Genomic DNA, 16369 nt, shown 5'->3' on the forward strand with positions numbered 1-16369 from the left:
CGATCTCAAGGTCTTTCATTTCTTGTGCTGTTGCAGTAAGTTCTGATTTCTTCTGTGCATTATGTACTTCATTGTCACAGATGCAGTCAGAGTTTTGATAGACAAAACCACCATCCACATGTTTAAAGTCATGACTGTCATTTGACATAACTAACTTTGTGCCACCTTGTGCAAAAAGCTTAAGACGTTTTTTCTTCTCAAATACTTCCAGTGCTTCAGCTTCAAAATCTGCTGCCATTACTACTTCCAAGAAGATCTCGTTCATTTTCTCTGCAAGTTCTTTTGTCACCACACCATTCACTGCAACAACCCCACCAAATGCAGATACAGGATCACATTTAAGTGCTTCCGTATATGACTCCAAAAGTGAATCTTTGATAGCAAAACCACAAGGATTACCATGCTTTACGATACATACTGCATTTTCATCACCAAAACTAGACGCGATCTTAAGTGCCCCGTTCACATCATTGATGTTATTAAAACTTGCTTCACCTTTGACTTGTTTAAAATTGTTTGTAAAGTGATTATCAAACTCATACAATGCACCTTTTTGGTGTGGATTCTCTCCATAACGTGTTTGGAACGATTTTTTACCTGTGATGAACTGATACTCACCAAAACCATCATTAAATCTGTTGTTCATATAGTTTGCGATCATTGCATCATATGCAGCTGTATGCTCATATGCTTTTATCATCATATCTCTTCTGAACTCTACTGTGTTTGTATCGTTTTTCAAGTTACCAAGTACTGTGTCATAGTCTGCTACATCAGTCACAATGATCACAGAGTCAAAGTTCTTCGCAGCACTTCTCACCATTGCAGGACCACCAATGTCAATGTTCTCAATGATCTCTTCAAAATCATCAGTCTTTTCAATCGTTGCTTTAAATGGATAAAGATTCACACATACAAGATCAATACCTTCAACACCGAGCTCTTTTGCCTGATCTAAGTGAGACTGTTTATCTCTTCTGTGTAAGATACCACCGTGAATATATGGGTTAAGTGTCTTCACTCTTCCCTCAAAACACTCTGGAAACTTTGTTACTTCATTTGCTTCAATTACTGCAATACCTGCATCTTGAAGTTTTTTATAGGTACCACCCGTTGAGATGATCTCATAACCTAACGCTACCAACTCTTTGGCAAAATTCTCTATACCACTCTTGTCACTTACTGATATTAGTGCTCTCATTATTCTCTCTTTCTCAATAATTAATAATAAATGTTACGGCGAACGCTCTTGAAAGCGAAGCGTTTCGAGATCCGTAACGCTTTTTTGCCTACTTTTTATAAAAAAGTAGAAAGAAACCCTGAACTAAAATAGAAATCTAAGTTCTACAGATCCTGCTCAATCGTACGAGCAAACGTATTAAAGTAAATATCCTTCACTTTCTCTAAAGAAAGTTCTACATCATTCACCTTCACTCTCTCTCCGCCAACTGCACCGATATTCGTCACTTTAATACCTAGTTCCATAGCCATACGAACCACAGATTCTACATTCTCTGAATCAACTTCTAAAAGTGCTCTGCTTTGTGACTCATCAAAGATGTTTTTACTGTCATCTAAAGCAACTTCAGCTGCCACACCTTTGTTAGACACTGCCGCCATTTTAGAGAGTGCAATAGCAATACCACCTACATTCACATCTTTTGCAGATTTCAAAAGTCCTTTTTTGTTCGCTTCGATCACAAGCTCCCAAAGTGCAAGTTCTGATTTATAGTCAAATGTCGGTAAAGTACCGGCTGTTTCACCATGTAATGCTTTGATATACAGTGAACCACCAAACTCACCTTTCGTGTCACCCACAAGAAGGATCTGACTTCCCTCTTCTTGGAATGTAGAAGGGAGTACTTTGTTTTCATCATCGTTAAGTCCTACCATCGCTATAGCCGGTGTAGGAAATACAGACACACCATTCGTTTCATTATAAAGTGATACGTTACCACTAACAACTGGTGTATTCAATTCTAAACATGCCTCTTTAATACCCTCACACCCTTGTGCAAACTGCCACATTACTTCCGGATTTTCCGGGTTACCATAATTAAGACAGTCTGTGATAGAGAGTGGTCTGGCACCAGACATTGCAACATTACGACCAGACTCAACCACTGCAAGTGCCGCACCCTTCTTAGGGTCTATATAACAGTAACGCGGGTTACAGTCAGAACTCATAGACAACGCTTTCCCATTTTCTTTGATACGTATACTAGAAGCGTCCAAAGACCCAGGTGCTTTAGTCGTGTTAGTCTGTACCATAGAGTCATACTGGTTGTATACCCAAGCTTTATCCGAAACTTCTATATTTGAAAGCAGTGTTTCATATGCTTCTTGATCATTAACAGCTTTATAACTCTCAACAGTTTTAGCATTCACTTCATCTAAGTACTTAGGTCTTGCTACAGGTCTATCAAGTACCGGTGCTTCTTCACTCACTGGTGCGATAGGCATATCAGCACATTTTTCACCATGCCACATCAATTCCATACGTGCAGTATCTGTTACTTCACCGATCACTGCAACATCCAATTCCCATTTCTCAAAAATGTCAATAATAGCTTGTTCACTTCCTTGTTTAGCACAGATAAGCATTCGCTCCTGAGACTCTGAAAGCATAAAGTCATATGGCATCATACCCTCTTCTCTTGCTGGTACTTGGTCAAGGTGCATGATCATCCCTGCACCAGTTTTTCCTGCCATTTCAAATGCTGAAGAGGTAAGTCCTGCTGCACCCATATCTTGAATACCTACAATGAGATCTGTTTTAAACAATTCCAAACAAGCTTCAAGAAGAAGTTTTTCTGTAAAAGGATCACCAACCTGTACTGTTGGACGAAGTGACTTGGATTCTTCAGTAAAACTGTCCGAACTCATCACCGCACCACCAAGACCATCACGTCCTGTCTTTGAACCTACATACATCACAGGGTTACCTGTACCTGAAGCAACACCCAAGAAGATCTCATCTGACTTCACAAGTCCTAATGAAAATGCATTTACAAGAATGTTTCCATTGTAAGACTCATCAAAACTCACTTCACCACCAATGGTAGGAACACCCATACAGTTTCCATAAGATCCGATACCGTCAACGACACCACGAACAAGGTGTCTTTGGTATTTAGCCGTATCGCTGTCACCTTTTACTGTACCAAAACGCAAAGCATTGAGGTTTGCTACAGGTCTTGCACCCATAGTAAAGATATCTCTAAGTATCCCACCTACACCTGTCGCAGCACCTTGAAAAGGCTCGATGAATGATGGGTGATTATGGCTTTCCATTTTAAAGACAGCAGCCATCCCTTCACCTATGTCGATAACACCTGCATTTTCACCTGGTCCCTGGATGACCCATGGTGCTTCTGTAGGGAAACCTCTAAGGTATTTTGTACTTGATTTATATGAACAGTGCTCTGACCACATTGCTGAGAAGATCCCTATCTCAACGATATTCGGGTGACGACCATCCAATATACGTAAGATATCTTCATACTCTTCTTTGCTAAGTTTGTGATTTTTTAAAACTTCATCTAGATCTTCAATAGGTTGTGACATATAGTGCGTCCTTTAAGGCGATAATTGAGGGTATTATTTTACTCAAAAAGTACTAAATATGGGTTGAAACCATTATATAATGGACCCTATAGTTTTGATAGTTACAATACCGAAAAAGATCTAATTTAACCAATGAGATCTAAGCTGGATTCACTTAAAGTAGGATGTGCAAAAATCATTTTTTCTAAGTCATTAAGACCAAGATTTGCATTAATAGCTATTAAAAACTGATGTATGAGTTCTGTTGCATCATTTCCGATGATACTAGCTCCCAAAATCAAAGATGTTTCTTCATCATATAATACTTTAATAAATCCACTATCATCACCTTTTATTTTTGCTTTTGCATTGGTTTTGAAAAAGAGTTTTTTATTTTTAAACTTGATTCCATTTTCTTTTAAAACTTTCTCACTCTTACCAATACTTGCTATTTGTGGCGTACAAAATGTCACCCATGGAAAAATGTAATCCCCGGAAAAAGTCTCTTTTCCCAAAATATGTTGTGCAACTCTTTTAGCTTCATAATAGGCCACATGAGCCAGTGCGGGTGTTTTTAAAACATCACCGATAGCATAGATATTGTTATGGTTGAGACATTGCAGATTGTCATTCACCTCAATATATCCTCTATCTTGTTCAATATTTACCTGTTCTAGCTGTAAAGCAGAAGTATTAGGGATTCTACCAATAGAGATCAATACCTTCTCAAATGTCTGGGTTTCTACTTTTTTACCCTTATCAACGGTAACCTCTACGCCGTTCTCATTTACATGATAGTTTGTAACATTTGCGTTTAGATCTATGGTAATATCTTTTTTCTCAAACTCTCGCTTGAGTGCCCTTGAAACATCATCATCCTCATTGGCTACAAGTCTTGATGCAAATTCAGATATGTGTACGCTTGAGCCTAAAGCATTAAAAAAAGATGCAAACTCACATCCTATGGCACCACCTCCAATAATGAGGATCGATTTTGGAATATCTTTGAGTTTAAATACTTCTCTACTTGAAATGATCGTTTCATCTTGCAGTTTTAAAAGCGGATGATCTCTATGTGATGAACCAGATGCAATGACAATATCTTTGGCAGTGATGTGTCTGTTTTGATCTTCTAATTTGATAGCATGATTATCAATAAATGTTGCGGTGTCGTATTCTATAGTGACTTTTGATTTTTTCAGTTTATTTAAAAGACCGATCTTTAGATCTTGTATGAGACAATGGGTTGATGCTTGAAGGGTCATCATATCTAAAGTACTTGCGGTATGATTGACTCCACATGATCTAAAGTAGGCTTCTTTTTTAATATACGCCGAAGTCTCTAAAAAGTTTTTAGCAGGAACACACCCCTCATTCAGACAAGTTCCACCTACTGTAGTCTCACCTTTTTCAATAATACATACGCTTTTGCCTCCCGTACCTAAAAGGGAAGCTACTTCATAACCTGCAGGCCCTGCACCGATAACCATTACATCAAAATCATACATTTTCATCCTTCTATTTTACATACTCATGAGCCATATAAGAGCTTCTGGCATATGGAGACGCATGCACATATTCAAAGCCCATATCGAGTGCGATCTTTTTATAGGTATCAAACTGCTCTGGTGTGACATACTCTACAACTTTTTCATACTCATGCGATGGAGCTAGATATTGACCGATACTTAAAAGTTTACAATCAACTGCCAAGAGATCTTTCATGACTTCCACAACTTCATCTTGAGTTTCACCTAGTCCCACCATAATGGCACTTTTTGTTTTTACACCCTCTGGTGCATAATTTTTGATCTCTTGCAGTACATCTAAAGATCTTTGGTAAATGGATGCTTTTCTGATGTTATAAAGTCTTGGAACGGTTTCTATATTGTGACCTACAATGACAGCACCGCTATTGGCTACGGTTTTGACAGAATCCAAATCACCCTGGAAATCAGGTACTAAAAGTTCTACTTGAGTTCCCGGAATTTTCTTTAAAACATTTTGGGTCACTTCAAAAAACTGCTGGGCTCCTCCATCTTTCAGATCATCTCGTGCAGGACTTGTGATGACAACAAATTTAAGTCCCAATTGCTTGACTGCATCAGTGACTTGATCAATCTCTTCTTTGTTAACGGCATGGGGACTACCTGTTGTGACATTACAGTAAGTACATCGTCTTGTACAGATGCCTCCTAGAATTAAAAAAGTGGCTGTTTTTGCGGCAAAACATTCACTGATATTTGGACATTTTGCTTCTTGACAAATAGTATGAATACCAACCTCATTTAACAGTTGATCCATATCTTTTTGAGCGCTAAAAGATATCTTTTTCCTAAGCCATTCTGGTTTTCGTTTGTGTTGCTGTTTCTCAAGAAGCATATAATATATCCTGGCCTTTTTGTTCAAATACTACGTTAAAGCTCTTTGAAAATGACTTTACAAGTAACTCTTTTGCTTGTTTGAAACTGATCTTTACACCTAGGTCTTCAAGTGAATTCCCCATACTATACGTAGAATTATCAATACTGATCGATCCATGTTGAAAAATAGTATCTTTTGATCTTCTTTGTGCATTGCCACCAATTTTTTTACCATCTACTAAAATATCATAAGGCTCGAAACCTTCTTGACAATACGCACTTTTTGACAAGTTGATATCTTGTAGATCTTTTGCATACACTGGGTCGAGTCCAAGTGATCTATAAAACTCGATCAAAAAAGCACAAATTACCTCATAGCTCTGTTTGACACTGAGGTTTTTAACATAAGATGTTGGTATGATGAGTGAGTATGAGATGTCATTGCCATGAAATAATATGCCACCACCTGTCATTCTTTGCTCATGATTTTCATGATACTGTTGGAGATGCTCAAGATTTCTAAGGATGTCAATATTTTGGGAAACCCCATAGGTAAATGACGCTTCCCACTCATAAACTCTGAAGATCGGTACATGTGAAGATTTAAAACCATCATACAGTTCTCTGTCTATGCGCATATTGTCTTTTGCACTTAATCTTTGTGAAGTACAAAGTGCAAAAGTCTTTTTAGTGTTTGAATTTAACATCTAACTCTTTAATAGCCCTTGTATCATCAGGTCTACAAACTCCTAGTGTTTTGGGATAGTATTGAAATTCATCAGGGTTTTCATCTGCTAATTTAACTGCATTTATCATAGTGTCACAAAAGTAATCAATGGTTTCTTTATTTTCTGTTTCTGTTGGCTCGATCATAATGGCCTCTTTTACGATAAGCGGGAAATAGACCGTAGGTGAATGCAATCCAAAATCCAGTAGATATTTTGCTATATCCATCGCACTTACACCTTTTTTTGCTAAAGTTTTAGCACTTAACACACATTCGTGCATACACATACCCGCATAAGGCACATCAAAATAATTTTTTAAACGTACGCGCAAATAGTTGGCATTGAGTACAGCTTTTCTACTTGCATCTTTCATCCCATCTGAACCAAGAACGGTCATGTAAGTAATCGCTCGTAGTGAGATACCATAGTTACCAAAAAACGGTGAGATCTTACCGATGGAGTTTTCACCACCTGTAGTGAACAAATATTGATCACCCTCTTTTGTTATTCCGAGATCAGGTAAAAATGGTTTGAGCTTATCATTAACACCAACTGGACCAGAACCAGGACCACCTCCACCATGAGGTGTTGCAAAGGTTTTATGTACATTGATATGAATCACATCAAAACCAATATCACCAGGTCGAGCCACACCCATAATCGCATTCATATTTGCACCATCATAATACATCAAAGCATCATATTCATGAGCAACTTTACAAAGATCTTTAATACGCTTGTTATACATCCCTAGTGTATTTGGTACCGTAAGCATAACAGCAGCGACTTCGTGACTCATCTTCTTTTTAAAAGCCTCAAAATCTATGGCACCATTTTCATCAGACTTGATCGTGATAACTTCATATCCAACCATTGATGCTGTTGCAGGATTTGTACCGTGTGAAGAGTCTGGAACAATGATATATTTTCTCTTTTCACCCTTGCTTTTATGATACTTATCTATCATCATAACACCAAGCATTTCACCATGAGCACCCGCTTGTGGTGTTGTGGTGAAAGCACTCATCCCTGTCACTTCACACAAGCTCTTCTCAAGCATATCGATTGTTTCAAGCGATCCTTGCACATCTTCATTGAAGTTGTTTGTAATGACATGAGGGTGCAAGTTCAAAAAACCATCTTGATTGGCTACACGTTCTGCAATCTTTGGATTGTACTTCATTGTACAAGACCCAAGTGGATAGAAGTTCTTATCGATCGACATATTTTTATTTGATAAATTAGTAAAGTGTCTGACAACATCAAACTCACTAACTTGCGGAAGTCTTGCTTTTTGCTCACGTAAGAGTGAGCTGTCAATAGTCGCATTTATTTCTACATCTAACGGAGGAAGGGCAATTCCTTTTCGTCCATTTTGAGATTTATCAAAAATCGTTTGTATTGTTGCATTCATAATACTTCTCCGATCGCAGCTACTAGAGCATCCATCTGCTCTCTGGTTCTTTTTTCAGTGACAGAAATTAAAATTTCATTTTTAAACTTCATATCAATATTGGCTAAATTGATACCTGCGTAAAAACCTTTCTCACGTAATTTACCTAAGAAGTCATCACTGCTCAAAGGTGTAGAGATAACAAACTCATTAAAACTCTCCGCTTTATTTAGAACCTCAATCCCATCGAGTTTTACAAGTTGCTCTTTTAGGTAGCTTGCCTTACTAAAACATAAATTGGCCATATTTTCCAAGCCATCTTCACCTAAGAGTGACATAAAGATCGTAGATCTTACAGCTACCAAGTTTTGATTGGAACAGATGTTAGATGTCGCTCTGTGACGTCTAATGTGCTGCTCTCTAGCTTGCATCGTAAGTACAAATATTTCATTTCCATCTTTATCCAGGGTTCTACCAATGATTCTACCAGGTAAGTCTCTGATATATTCCTCTTTAGTTGAGATCATTCCAAATGATGGCCCGCCGAAGTTCATATAGTTGCCCAGACACTGTCCGTCAGCACAGAAGATATCAGCGCCCATACTACCTGGATCTTTTAATACACCCAAAGAGATTGGATAAGCTGAAATAACAGCTAAAGCTTTATGTTCATGGAGTTTGTCGATGATTGCTGTAAAGTCATCAATAGTTCCAAAAAAGTTAGGGTTTTGAAAAAGGTACCCTGCTACAGAGTCATCAATCTTGTCAAGTACAACTTGGCGATCGGTTTTAAAGTTTTCAACATCAATCACTTCAAATTCAATATCTCTAAAAGACAGATAAGTCTGTACGACTTTGATATATGTCGGATTGATCCCACCATCAATAAGGATCTTATTTCTTTTACGAGCAATTCTAACCGCCATAAGAGCAGATTCAGCTAAGGCACTGGCTCCATCATACATAGAAGCATTCGATACATCCATACCACTAAGTTCACACACCATACTTTGATACTCATACAGTGTTTGAAGTGTTCCTTGTGAAGCTTCTGCTTGGTACGGTGTATAGGATGTATAAAATTCTGATCTTCCAGCTAGTGCATCAACAGCACTTGGCACGACATGATCATAATAACCCCCACCCATAAAGATTGTTTTATTCGTTACATTTTTAGCTGCTAAGGTTTTAAACTTTTCAAAGGTTGAAAACTCATCTAGACCTTCTGGCAGATCAATTCCAGAGATTTGCAGATCTTTGGGAACGGAAGAGAAAAGATCAGATTCATTTTCAATCCCGATCACATCAAGCATTTGTCTAACTTGTTCATCTGTATGTGGAGTATATTGCATATTTGTCTCTTAGAGTGAATCTACAAAGTTTTTGTATTCATCTTCACTCATAAGTGAATTTAATTCATCTACATTTGATACTTTAAGTTTAAATATAAAGGTTCCCTGTGCGTCTTGATTTAAAACTTCAGGTTCATCAAGCAGTGATTCGTTGAGTTCACATACTTCACCAGATATTGGAGTATAGATATCTGAAGCAGCTTTAACAGACTCTATAAATGCGACACTGTCTCCCATAGAAACCTCACTATCAACTTCAGGAAGTTCTATAAAAGTTATATCACCCAATTGCTCAACAGCATAAGAAGATATTCCAATACTTGCAATGTCACCATCAATTTCTACCCATTCGTGTTCTTCATTATATTTCTTCATTATATTTCTTCCTTTTTATGTAAGATTATCTAATAATTGTTCTTAAAATTTTGCTATTTATTGAAATTTTAAGTTATTTTGTAATAAAGGGTAAACTAGAAATATTTGCATCTAGACTTGACCTTTTATCTCTCAGCTCAATACTCAGCTCTTTATCAAAACCATCTATATCTATCATAGCCAGTCCCACTCCAACATTTAAGATTGGTGAAAATGCCCCTGATGTTACAAAACCAATCTTTTTGTCATTTTGGTACACTTCAAAATCTTTTCTTGCACTTCTTCGTGTAGTAGTTTTGAATGGCATTAAAAGCCTTTTTATGCCATCTTTTTTTTGTTTTTCTAAAGCAGCTTTACCTACATACTCTCTTTTTAAATTGACAAACTTTGAAAGGTTTGCTTCAAGTGGCGTGATATCTTCACTTAAATCATTCCCATATAAACTGTATCCCATTTCAAGTCTTAAAATATCTCTAGCGCCAAGTCCAGCTGGTTTTGCACCATCTAAGATCAATGCATCCCATAACTTTACAGAGGTATTGGCATCAATATAAAGTTCGAAACCAAGTTCTCCTGTATAGCCTGTACGACTCAGCAAACAATCACTATTAAACACTTTTGTTTGGACAAATGAGAAAAATTCCAATTCATCTAAATCTACATCAAAATATTTTTCTAAAATTTCTTTTGATCTTGGGCCTTGTACATCTAATTTTGCATACTCCATTGATCTGTCTTCCAAACTTGCATTTGTAATTCTTGAGTTTAGCGTATCAAAATCAATTTCTCTTCTAGAAGCGTTTACAACGATCATCAGTTCATCTTCACTTAGCCTGTAAATAATTAAGTCATCAATAACTCCACCTTGCTCGTTTAACAAAAACCCATATTTACATTTTCCAATATCAAGCGCATCAATATTGATCGAAGTAGCTTCATTTATCCCTGAGGCTTGTATATCGCCTTTAAAGAAAAACTCCCCCATGTGTGAGGTGTCAAACAAAGCAACATCATTTCTGCAGGCAGCATGTTCTGCAATGATGCCATCAAATTGTATGGGCATATCCCAACCACAAAAGCTGACATTTTTTGTTTTTAATTCTTGCTGTCTAGCATGAAGTGGCGTTTTTAGTAATTCTTCCATTTAGAAGCCTTTTTTCAATTTTATGTTTTACTTTACAATAAAAAAGTAGAAATAATAGATTAATTTTTATTCAGTGAAAACCTAATTTTACAATCCTAATACTATACCTTCCTTCAAATATTAAGGAACCTCATTTCCTAGGCGACGAAAACAACTTTTCTTATTTTATTCTCTCACTATACTAATTGTAACAGTTTATCTTCTTTTTTCTTTTCTTTTATTTTGAATAAAGCCCTCATTTAAATGATTTTATTTTGGGAGTTCGTACAAAGAATGTAACACACTATTAATTAATGAAAAGGTACAATACCTACAATGAAATCAAAGAGGTAACCTATGGACAAAATACTACAAATGCTAGAACTACAGCAACAACTCAATGATGCAACCAACGGCGAAGGCTGGGAAAAAGGTACCACTAAGAATGGTAAACTGATCGACTGGAAACGTTGTACCTACCTAGAGTCTGCAGAACTTATAGAGTCTTACCCTTGGAAACACTGGAAAAACATAGATGCCAAACCAGACTATGCAAACATCCAGATAGAAGCTGTAGATATCTGGCACTTCATTATGTCACAGGGGCTTGAAGACTATAAGATGAAAGATCTAGGGAGCATTGAAACATTGTCTGAAAACATTAATGCATTGCCTAACTTCCAAACATTTTTAGCCGATATTACACCTACAACAAAAGATTATTATGCACAGATCGAAGTAGTAGAAAACTTGATGAGAACACTTTTTTGCGGAGAATCTACAGAAAAACTTATGGAAGCATTTATCGATGTTGCCGTACAGTCAGGACTTAACCTTGATGCACTCTATAAACTCTACATTGGTAAAAATATATTAAACCAATTCAGACAAGACCATGGATATAAAGAGGGTACGTACATTAAAATATGGAATGGTGAAGAAGATAATGTTACGATGCAGCGTGTGCTTGAAGAGAATGAAGAGATAAGCCCAGATGGACTTTATAAGGCGCTTGAAGACGCTTACCCAAAAGGGTAAGTACTATTCTGCCATCCTGGTCAAATCTTGTTGTATGATCTGATTTCCACGAATACTGACTTTGGTCGCTATACGAATATCCTTCATACTGTCATAACCACACTCTTCTCCACATTTAACCGTACCGATAAGAAAATAACTTCCCGATGGCACACCATAAAATGCAAATTTTCCATTCTTATCTGATGCTGTGAACCTTAGGTAATTAAAGAGTCTAGAATCTGCTTTTTGCATCTTATACCCACCTAGATAACTCTCTTGGTACCATTGTTCAGAATAACTGGTTAACGGATTTAAATACAATCGTGTACTAGCTCCCACAACACGTCTATCATAGGCATCCGTTACATAAATTGAACCCTTGACTGTTCCTTTACCCGTTCTTGCCAAACGATTATACTCTGAGACTGGAAATGCGATACGTTCCATTCTATCTTCTTCACCATCTTCAGTGATCATCATTTCAGATTCTGTGAGATTGTCATCAGACATATCTACATCATCTTCATTGCTTAAGTCACCCCAAAAACTACTACTGCTTTTTCTATTTTTATCGGGATGTACATCTGGCTGTACACATCCTGTAACTAAGGACATTGCCATCAATGACATTATAATTAGTGTGACTATTTTAAACATGGATTCCCTTCATTCATTATTTCAGTATTATACACAATTAACTTTACTATCATACTATTTACAATGTTTCTTTTTAAGCATTTTTTCTAAGAAAGTTTTTGCATCCGGATCACCTGAAAAAGCAGCTTTTTGATACCAGAATGCTGCCTTTTGACAACTTTTCTTTACTGCATATCCTTTCTGATATCTCTTTGCTAAATGGTGCTGTGCTTCAGTTTCACCCTCTTTGGCAAACCTATGAAGGTGTTTTACTTTTCGCTTTTCACCTTTATAGTACTTGACCGTATTGAGTATGAACCAGATCGTAAAAATGATCAAAGCTACAATGATATAGAGTTCTATATTTTCCAAGTCATCCAAATATTCCATGATCTGCATCTTATTTTCCTAAACAGAACTCACCGAACATTTTGTCCAGTATCTCTTCAGAGTCATAAGGTTTAGAGATGGATGAGATAGACTTTACCGCTTCTTGCAAATGATAAGAGAAAAACTCTAACTCACCATCCATGAGAGGCATTTTCGCTTCTTCTATAGAGATCTTTGCCTTTTTGACCGCTTCTATTTGTCGAGCAGAAATAAGCATCAACTCTTCCCCTTCTCCAATGCTGTCAAACAATTGTTCAAGTCTTTCTGTTAACTTCACAAAAGCTTTTTTGGCGCTCACTTCCAGCAGATCATAGGCTTGAAGTCTACTTATATCAAATACCCTTTCAAGGTCTGATTTGTTCAAAGCAACAACGATATGTTTGTCTTCTAATGCCTCAAGTATGGAGATGATCTTTTCATCTTCTTCATCAAATACACGTGAACTGTCAAAAAGTGCCACGATTACATCTGCATCTTCTACCGAAGAGAGAGAACGTTCTATTCCTATCTTCTCTATCGTGTCATCTGATTCACGTATTCCAGCCGTATCTACCAGCCTGATAATATGAGAACCTATACGCACCTGCTCTTCTATCGTATCTCTAGTTGTCCCGGCTATATCACTCACGATGGCTCTATCATATGAAAGCAATGCGTTCAGTAAAGAACTTTTACCCACATTTGGTTTTCCTATAATAGCTACTTTAAACCCTTCTATAAGCCCTCTACGTCTATGACTTGCCTCAACGATCTGTTCTATTTGCAGGGTAAGCCCATCAAGCTGTGTACGGATACTTGTCATAATATCATCAGGGATATCTTCTTCCGCATAATCTATCATCACCTCAGAGTACGCTAACGACCTTAAAAGTCCATCTCGACTCTCATCCACAAAAGTTTTGAGCTCACCTTTCATCTGCTTGGCGAGTATCTTCGCTGCATCCACACTCTTGGCTTCTATCAGTTTTGAGATCGCTTCTGCTTCTGTAAGATCTATCTTGCCATTGAGAAATGCACGTTTGGAAAACTCACCCGGTTCAGCAAGTCTTACACCATATGAAGTAATGGTATCAAGTATCTCTTGTGCGACGATCATTCCACCATGACATTGGAACTCTACGATCTCTTCACCTGTAAAACTATGCGGTGCAGCAAAATATATCATGATCGCATGATCTATCAGTTCATTTTTAAAATTATAAAGTGAAGTAAGGTGGGCATGTCTTGGAGTAATATTTTCTAACTTAGAGATTTTGTGTGCTATCTCTAAAGCAGCATCTCCGCTTACCCTGATTATAGAGATAGAAGAGACACCGTGAGCAGTGGCTATGGCAGCAATTGAGTTATGCATTGGTCTTATGATTGTTAAACTCGTTTATCACAACAAATTTCTTGCCTTCTCTGCTTGTCTTAACAGCCACATATTTATCAGGGAATCTTTCACGCAGTTGCTCGAGGGCAATTTGTACCAAAATACCATCAAGGAAACGTGTTTTACCTTTTCCATTTTTTTCAACATTTTCAATGACCGGTTTAATATAATTACGGATCATTTCTTGCTGTGTTGTTAAAAACTCTGCGATCTCAAGCTTAATGAAAAGTTCATATTTCGCATGTAACCAATTAAAGAGCATATAAGAAAGCGCATTATAGCGATACCCTTCTTTTCCTATAAGCAATGCAGCATCTTCACCATCAATAAAGATCAGTGCCGTATTATCTCTCACATCCACTTCAACCACATCAATATCAAAACAAGCGTGCGAAAGCAATTCTTTGAGTTGATCTTCTATCATCAATGCCAACTCATCATAGACGACTGTGTCTGTTTCGACCACTTCCTCTTCATCATTATGATCTACATCAAAGAAACTTTCAACAATAGCATCTTTTTCTATCTTGGTTTCTAGATGTATTTCTTTACTATCCAATTCTGTATCTTTAACCGTTGCAATAATTTCAGAGGCTACACTCTCTTCAATGCTGGGTACATGAGGTGTCTTTGTGGGTTCAGTGTTGCTTTTTGTCTTCTTAGACACTGTTTTTTTACACGTAGCCACAATAATGGCATTTTTTTTCAATAAACCGAAAAGACCTTTGGAAGGATGCTGTATTACTTCAGATTGAAGTTCAGAAACTGAACAGTCCAACATTTGAGAAGCTTTTTCATATGCCTCTTCTAGTGTTGCTGCCTCAATCTTTTTCATGAACTAGTCCTTCTTTTTTTTATGTGCTGCGATCGCCAACGCTTTTTGCTTTTCATACATATGATTGATAAAGTACTGTTGTGCGATCGTAAAGAGGTTATTGACCAACCAGTACAATACAAGACCTGATGGGAAATATACAAAGAACACTGTCATGATCACAGGGAACCACTTAAAGATCTTCTCTTGCAGTGGATCTGTAAAGTTGCTTGGTGTGATCTTTTGCTGGAACCACATAGATGCACCCATTAACACAGGAAGGACAAAGTATGGATCCATTGCTGCAAGATTTTCTATCCATAGTATCCATGGTGCACCTTGCAATTCATCAGCATTTAAAAGTACACGATACAGTGCAAAGAAAACAGGGATTTGAAGAATAAGCGGCAGACATCCACCCATCGGGTTTGCACCATGCTTCTTATACATTTCCATCATTTGTGCATTCATCTTTGCTGGATCATCTTTATACTTCTCTTTGATATCTTTCATTTTAGGTGCCAAGTCTTTAAGCTTTTGCATAGACATCATACCTTTGTATGAAAGTGGGAAGAGCACAACTTTTACAAGTAGCGTAAAGAGTATGATCGCCCATCCCCAGTTACCCACATAGTCATTGATCCAAAGTAATACTTGAAAAAATGGTTTTGCGAGGAATGAAAACCATCCAAACTCAATAGCATCTGTAAGTTCTGGATGTATCGCTCTTAATATTCTCTCTTCTTTTGGTCCAATATAGGCATTTAATGTTAAGGTATCTGTCCCCTGTACAAAGATAAGAGGATCACCGTTTGCTTCTTTTAAAATAGAAACATTCAAGCCTTTATCAAAATCAAAGAACAATGAAGCGACATATCTATCAAAAGCAGAAGCTATTTTTGCATTTTGGAACTTTTCATATCCTTCAGCATCGCCATCTTCAATAGTATTGATGATGTCATCGGCACCTTTTACCAAAGCACCTCTAACAAGCATATACATTGAATGATCCGCATCCGGTCTATGTCCCGGTGTGATAAAATATGGTGTTGAAGCAGAAGTTGATACAGCTACACTGTATTCTCCCGTAGGCTTGAAAGTGATCTTTTTAGTCACTGTCAAAGAAGAGAGCGTTTGTGTAAGTGTCACAGTTTGTTCACCACTGCTTAAATCCACAGTATCACTTCCTGCATTGACATAAGGTGTTTTAAATGCTTCTTCATTCAGTTTAACATCTGAAAATCTTATTTCCAGTGG

Annotated in this window: 15 protein-coding genes; 1 reads left to right on the top strand and 14 read right to left on the bottom strand. The window is 37.3% G+C overall.

The annotated features are described in order from the left end of the window. The 9 genes from purH to gcvT form a co-directional block, all read right to left on the bottom strand. On the bottom strand, window positions 1-1201 hold a 1201-nt coding region (gene purH, locus WBM70_RS08640), incomplete at its 3' end, for a bifunctional phosphoribosylaminoimidazolecarboxamide formyltransferase/IMP cyclohydrolase (protein WP_424558105.1). A 143-nt stretch (window positions 1202-1344) separates the two neighbouring features. Then, window positions 1345-3567 carry a phosphoribosylformylglycinamidine synthase subunit PurL gene (purL, locus tag WBM70_RS08645; RefSeq protein WP_424558106.1) on the bottom strand — a complete coding sequence of 741 codons (2223 nt, stop codon included), beginning with the start codon at window positions 3565-3567 and terminating at the stop codon, window positions 1345-1347. Between the two features lie 125 nt (window positions 3568-3692). Then, the gene (gene lpdA / locus WBM70_RS08650) at window positions 3693-5054 is read right to left on the bottom strand and encodes a dihydrolipoyl dehydrogenase (RefSeq protein WP_424558107.1); all 1362 of its coding nucleotides are present in this window, start codon (window positions 5052-5054) and stop codon (window positions 3693-3695) included. Between the two features lie 10 nt (window positions 5055-5064). Beyond that, window positions 5065-5928, bottom strand: coding sequence for a lipoyl synthase (gene lipA / locus WBM70_RS08655; protein WP_424558108.1), 864 nt, complete (start codon window positions 5926-5928; stop codon window positions 5065-5067). Further along, window positions 5918-6616 carry a lipoate--protein ligase family protein gene (locus WBM70_RS08660; protein WP_424558109.1) on the bottom strand — a complete coding sequence of 233 codons (699 nt, stop codon included), beginning with the start codon at window positions 6614-6616 and terminating at the stop codon, window positions 5918-5920. The genes lipA and WBM70_RS08660 overlap by 11 nt, the downstream gene beginning before the upstream one ends. Continuing rightward, window positions 6597-8051 (bottom strand): aminomethyl-transferring glycine dehydrogenase subunit GcvPB, encoded by a 1455-nt coding sequence (gcvPB, locus tag WBM70_RS08665; protein WP_424558110.1) that lies wholly within the window; start codon window positions 8049-8051, stop codon window positions 6597-6599. The genes WBM70_RS08660 and gcvPB overlap by 20 nt, the downstream gene beginning before the upstream one ends. After that, window positions 8048-9382, bottom strand: coding sequence for an aminomethyl-transferring glycine dehydrogenase subunit GcvPA (gcvPA, locus tag WBM70_RS08670; protein ID WP_424558111.1), 1335 nt, complete (start codon window positions 9380-9382; stop codon window positions 8048-8050). The genes gcvPB and gcvPA overlap by 4 nt, the downstream gene beginning before the upstream one ends. 9 nt (window positions 9383-9391) lie before the next feature. After that, window positions 9392-9757, bottom strand: coding sequence for a glycine cleavage system protein GcvH (gene gcvH / locus WBM70_RS08675; protein ID WP_424558112.1), 366 nt, complete (start codon window positions 9755-9757; stop codon window positions 9392-9394). A gap of 73 nt (window positions 9758-9830) precedes the next feature. Next, window positions 9831-10901: a glycine cleavage system aminomethyltransferase GcvT gene (gene gcvT, locus WBM70_RS08680; RefSeq protein ID WP_424558113.1), complete on the bottom strand. Its 1071-nt coding sequence runs from the start codon at window positions 10899-10901 to the stop codon at window positions 9831-9833. Between the two features lie 336 nt (window positions 10902-11237). Between gcvT and WBM70_RS08685 the strand changes: the two genes are divergently transcribed. Continuing rightward, a complete protein-coding gene (locus WBM70_RS08685) occupies window positions 11238-11918 on the top strand; it encodes a dUTP diphosphatase (RefSeq protein ID WP_424558114.1) in 681 nt (226 codons plus the stop codon). A gap of 3 nt (window positions 11919-11921) precedes the next feature. Here WBM70_RS08685 and WBM70_RS08690 read toward each other — a convergent pair whose 3' ends face one another. The 5 genes from WBM70_RS08690 to yidC all read right to left on the bottom strand — a co-directional run. Next, the gene (locus WBM70_RS08690) at window positions 11922-12557 is read right to left on the bottom strand and encodes a carboxypeptidase regulatory-like domain-containing protein (RefSeq protein ID WP_424558115.1); all 636 of its coding nucleotides are present in this window, start codon (window positions 12555-12557) and stop codon (window positions 11922-11924) included. A gap of 54 nt (window positions 12558-12611) precedes the next feature. Continuing rightward, window positions 12612-12935 carry a hypothetical protein gene (locus WBM70_RS08695; protein WP_424558116.1) on the bottom strand — a complete coding sequence of 108 codons (324 nt, stop codon included), beginning with the start codon at window positions 12933-12935 and terminating at the stop codon, window positions 12612-12614. A gap of 1 nt (window position 12936) precedes the next feature. Further along, window positions 12937-14277 carry a tRNA uridine-5-carboxymethylaminomethyl(34) synthesis GTPase MnmE gene (gene mnmE / locus WBM70_RS08700; protein WP_424558117.1) on the bottom strand — a complete coding sequence of 447 codons (1341 nt, stop codon included), beginning with the start codon at window positions 14275-14277 and terminating at the stop codon, window positions 12937-12939. After that, the gene (locus WBM70_RS08705) at window positions 14270-15133 is read right to left on the bottom strand and encodes a Jag N-terminal domain-containing protein (RefSeq protein WP_424558118.1); all 864 of its coding nucleotides are present in this window, start codon (window positions 15131-15133) and stop codon (window positions 14270-14272) included. Before WBM70_RS08705 ends, mnmE begins: the two co-directional genes overlap by 8 nt. Window positions 15134-15136: 3 nt before the next feature. Next, window positions 15137-16369 (bottom strand): membrane protein insertase YidC (gene yidC, locus WBM70_RS08710; RefSeq protein ID WP_424558119.1); only part of this gene is annotated, 1233 nt, incomplete at its 5' end.

The organism is Sulfurovum sp. (assembly GCF_049668085.1).
Lineage (GTDB): Bacteria > Campylobacterota > Campylobacteria > Campylobacterales > Sulfurovaceae > Sulfurovum.

What these genes read in the sequence shown, in the direction of transcription:
- WBM70_RS08685 (WP_424558114.1), top strand. Translation starts at nt 11,238, where the DNA reads ATGGACAAAATACTACAAATGCTAGAACTACAGCAACAACTCAATGAT.
- WBM70_RS08660 (WP_424558109.1), bottom strand. Translation starts at nt 6,616, where the DNA reads ATGTTAAATTCAAACACTAAAAAGACTTTTGCACTTTGTACTTCACAA.
- gcvPA (WP_424558111.1), bottom strand. Translation starts at nt 9,382, where the DNA reads ATGCAATATACTCCACATACAGATGAACAAGTTAGACAAATGCTTGAT.
- mnmE (WP_424558117.1), bottom strand. Translation starts at nt 14,277, where the DNA reads ATGCATAACTCAATTGCTGCCATAGCCACTGCTCACGGTGTCTCTTCT.
- WBM70_RS08690 (WP_424558115.1), bottom strand. Translation starts at nt 12,557, where the DNA reads ATGTTTAAAATAGTCACACTAATTATAATGTCATTGATGGCAATGTCC.
- purL (WP_424558106.1), bottom strand. Translation starts at nt 3,567, where the DNA reads ATGTCACAACCTATTGAAGATCTAGATGAAGTTTTAAAAAATCACAAA.
- lpdA (WP_424558107.1), bottom strand. Translation starts at nt 5,054, where the DNA reads ATGTATGATTTTGATGTAATGGTTATCGGTGCAGGGCCTGCAGGTTAT.
- gcvT (WP_424558113.1), bottom strand. Translation starts at nt 10,901, where the DNA reads ATGGAAGAATTACTAAAAACGCCACTTCATGCTAGACAGCAAGAATTA.
- WBM70_RS08705 (WP_424558118.1), bottom strand. Translation starts at nt 15,133, where the DNA reads ATGAAAAAGATTGAGGCAGCAACACTAGAAGAGGCATATGAAAAAGCT.
- lipA (WP_424558108.1), bottom strand. Translation starts at nt 5,928, where the DNA reads ATGCTTCTTGAGAAACAGCAACACAAACGAAAACCAGAATGGCTTAGG.
- gcvPB (WP_424558110.1), bottom strand. Translation starts at nt 8,051, where the DNA reads ATGAATGCAACAATACAAACGATTTTTGATAAATCTCAAAATGGACGA.
- gcvH (WP_424558112.1), bottom strand. Translation starts at nt 9,757, where the DNA reads ATGAAGAAATATAATGAAGAACACGAATGGGTAGAAATTGATGGTGAC.
- WBM70_RS08695 (WP_424558116.1), bottom strand. Translation starts at nt 12,935, where the DNA reads ATGCAGATCATGGAATATTTGGATGACTTGGAAAATATAGAACTCTAT.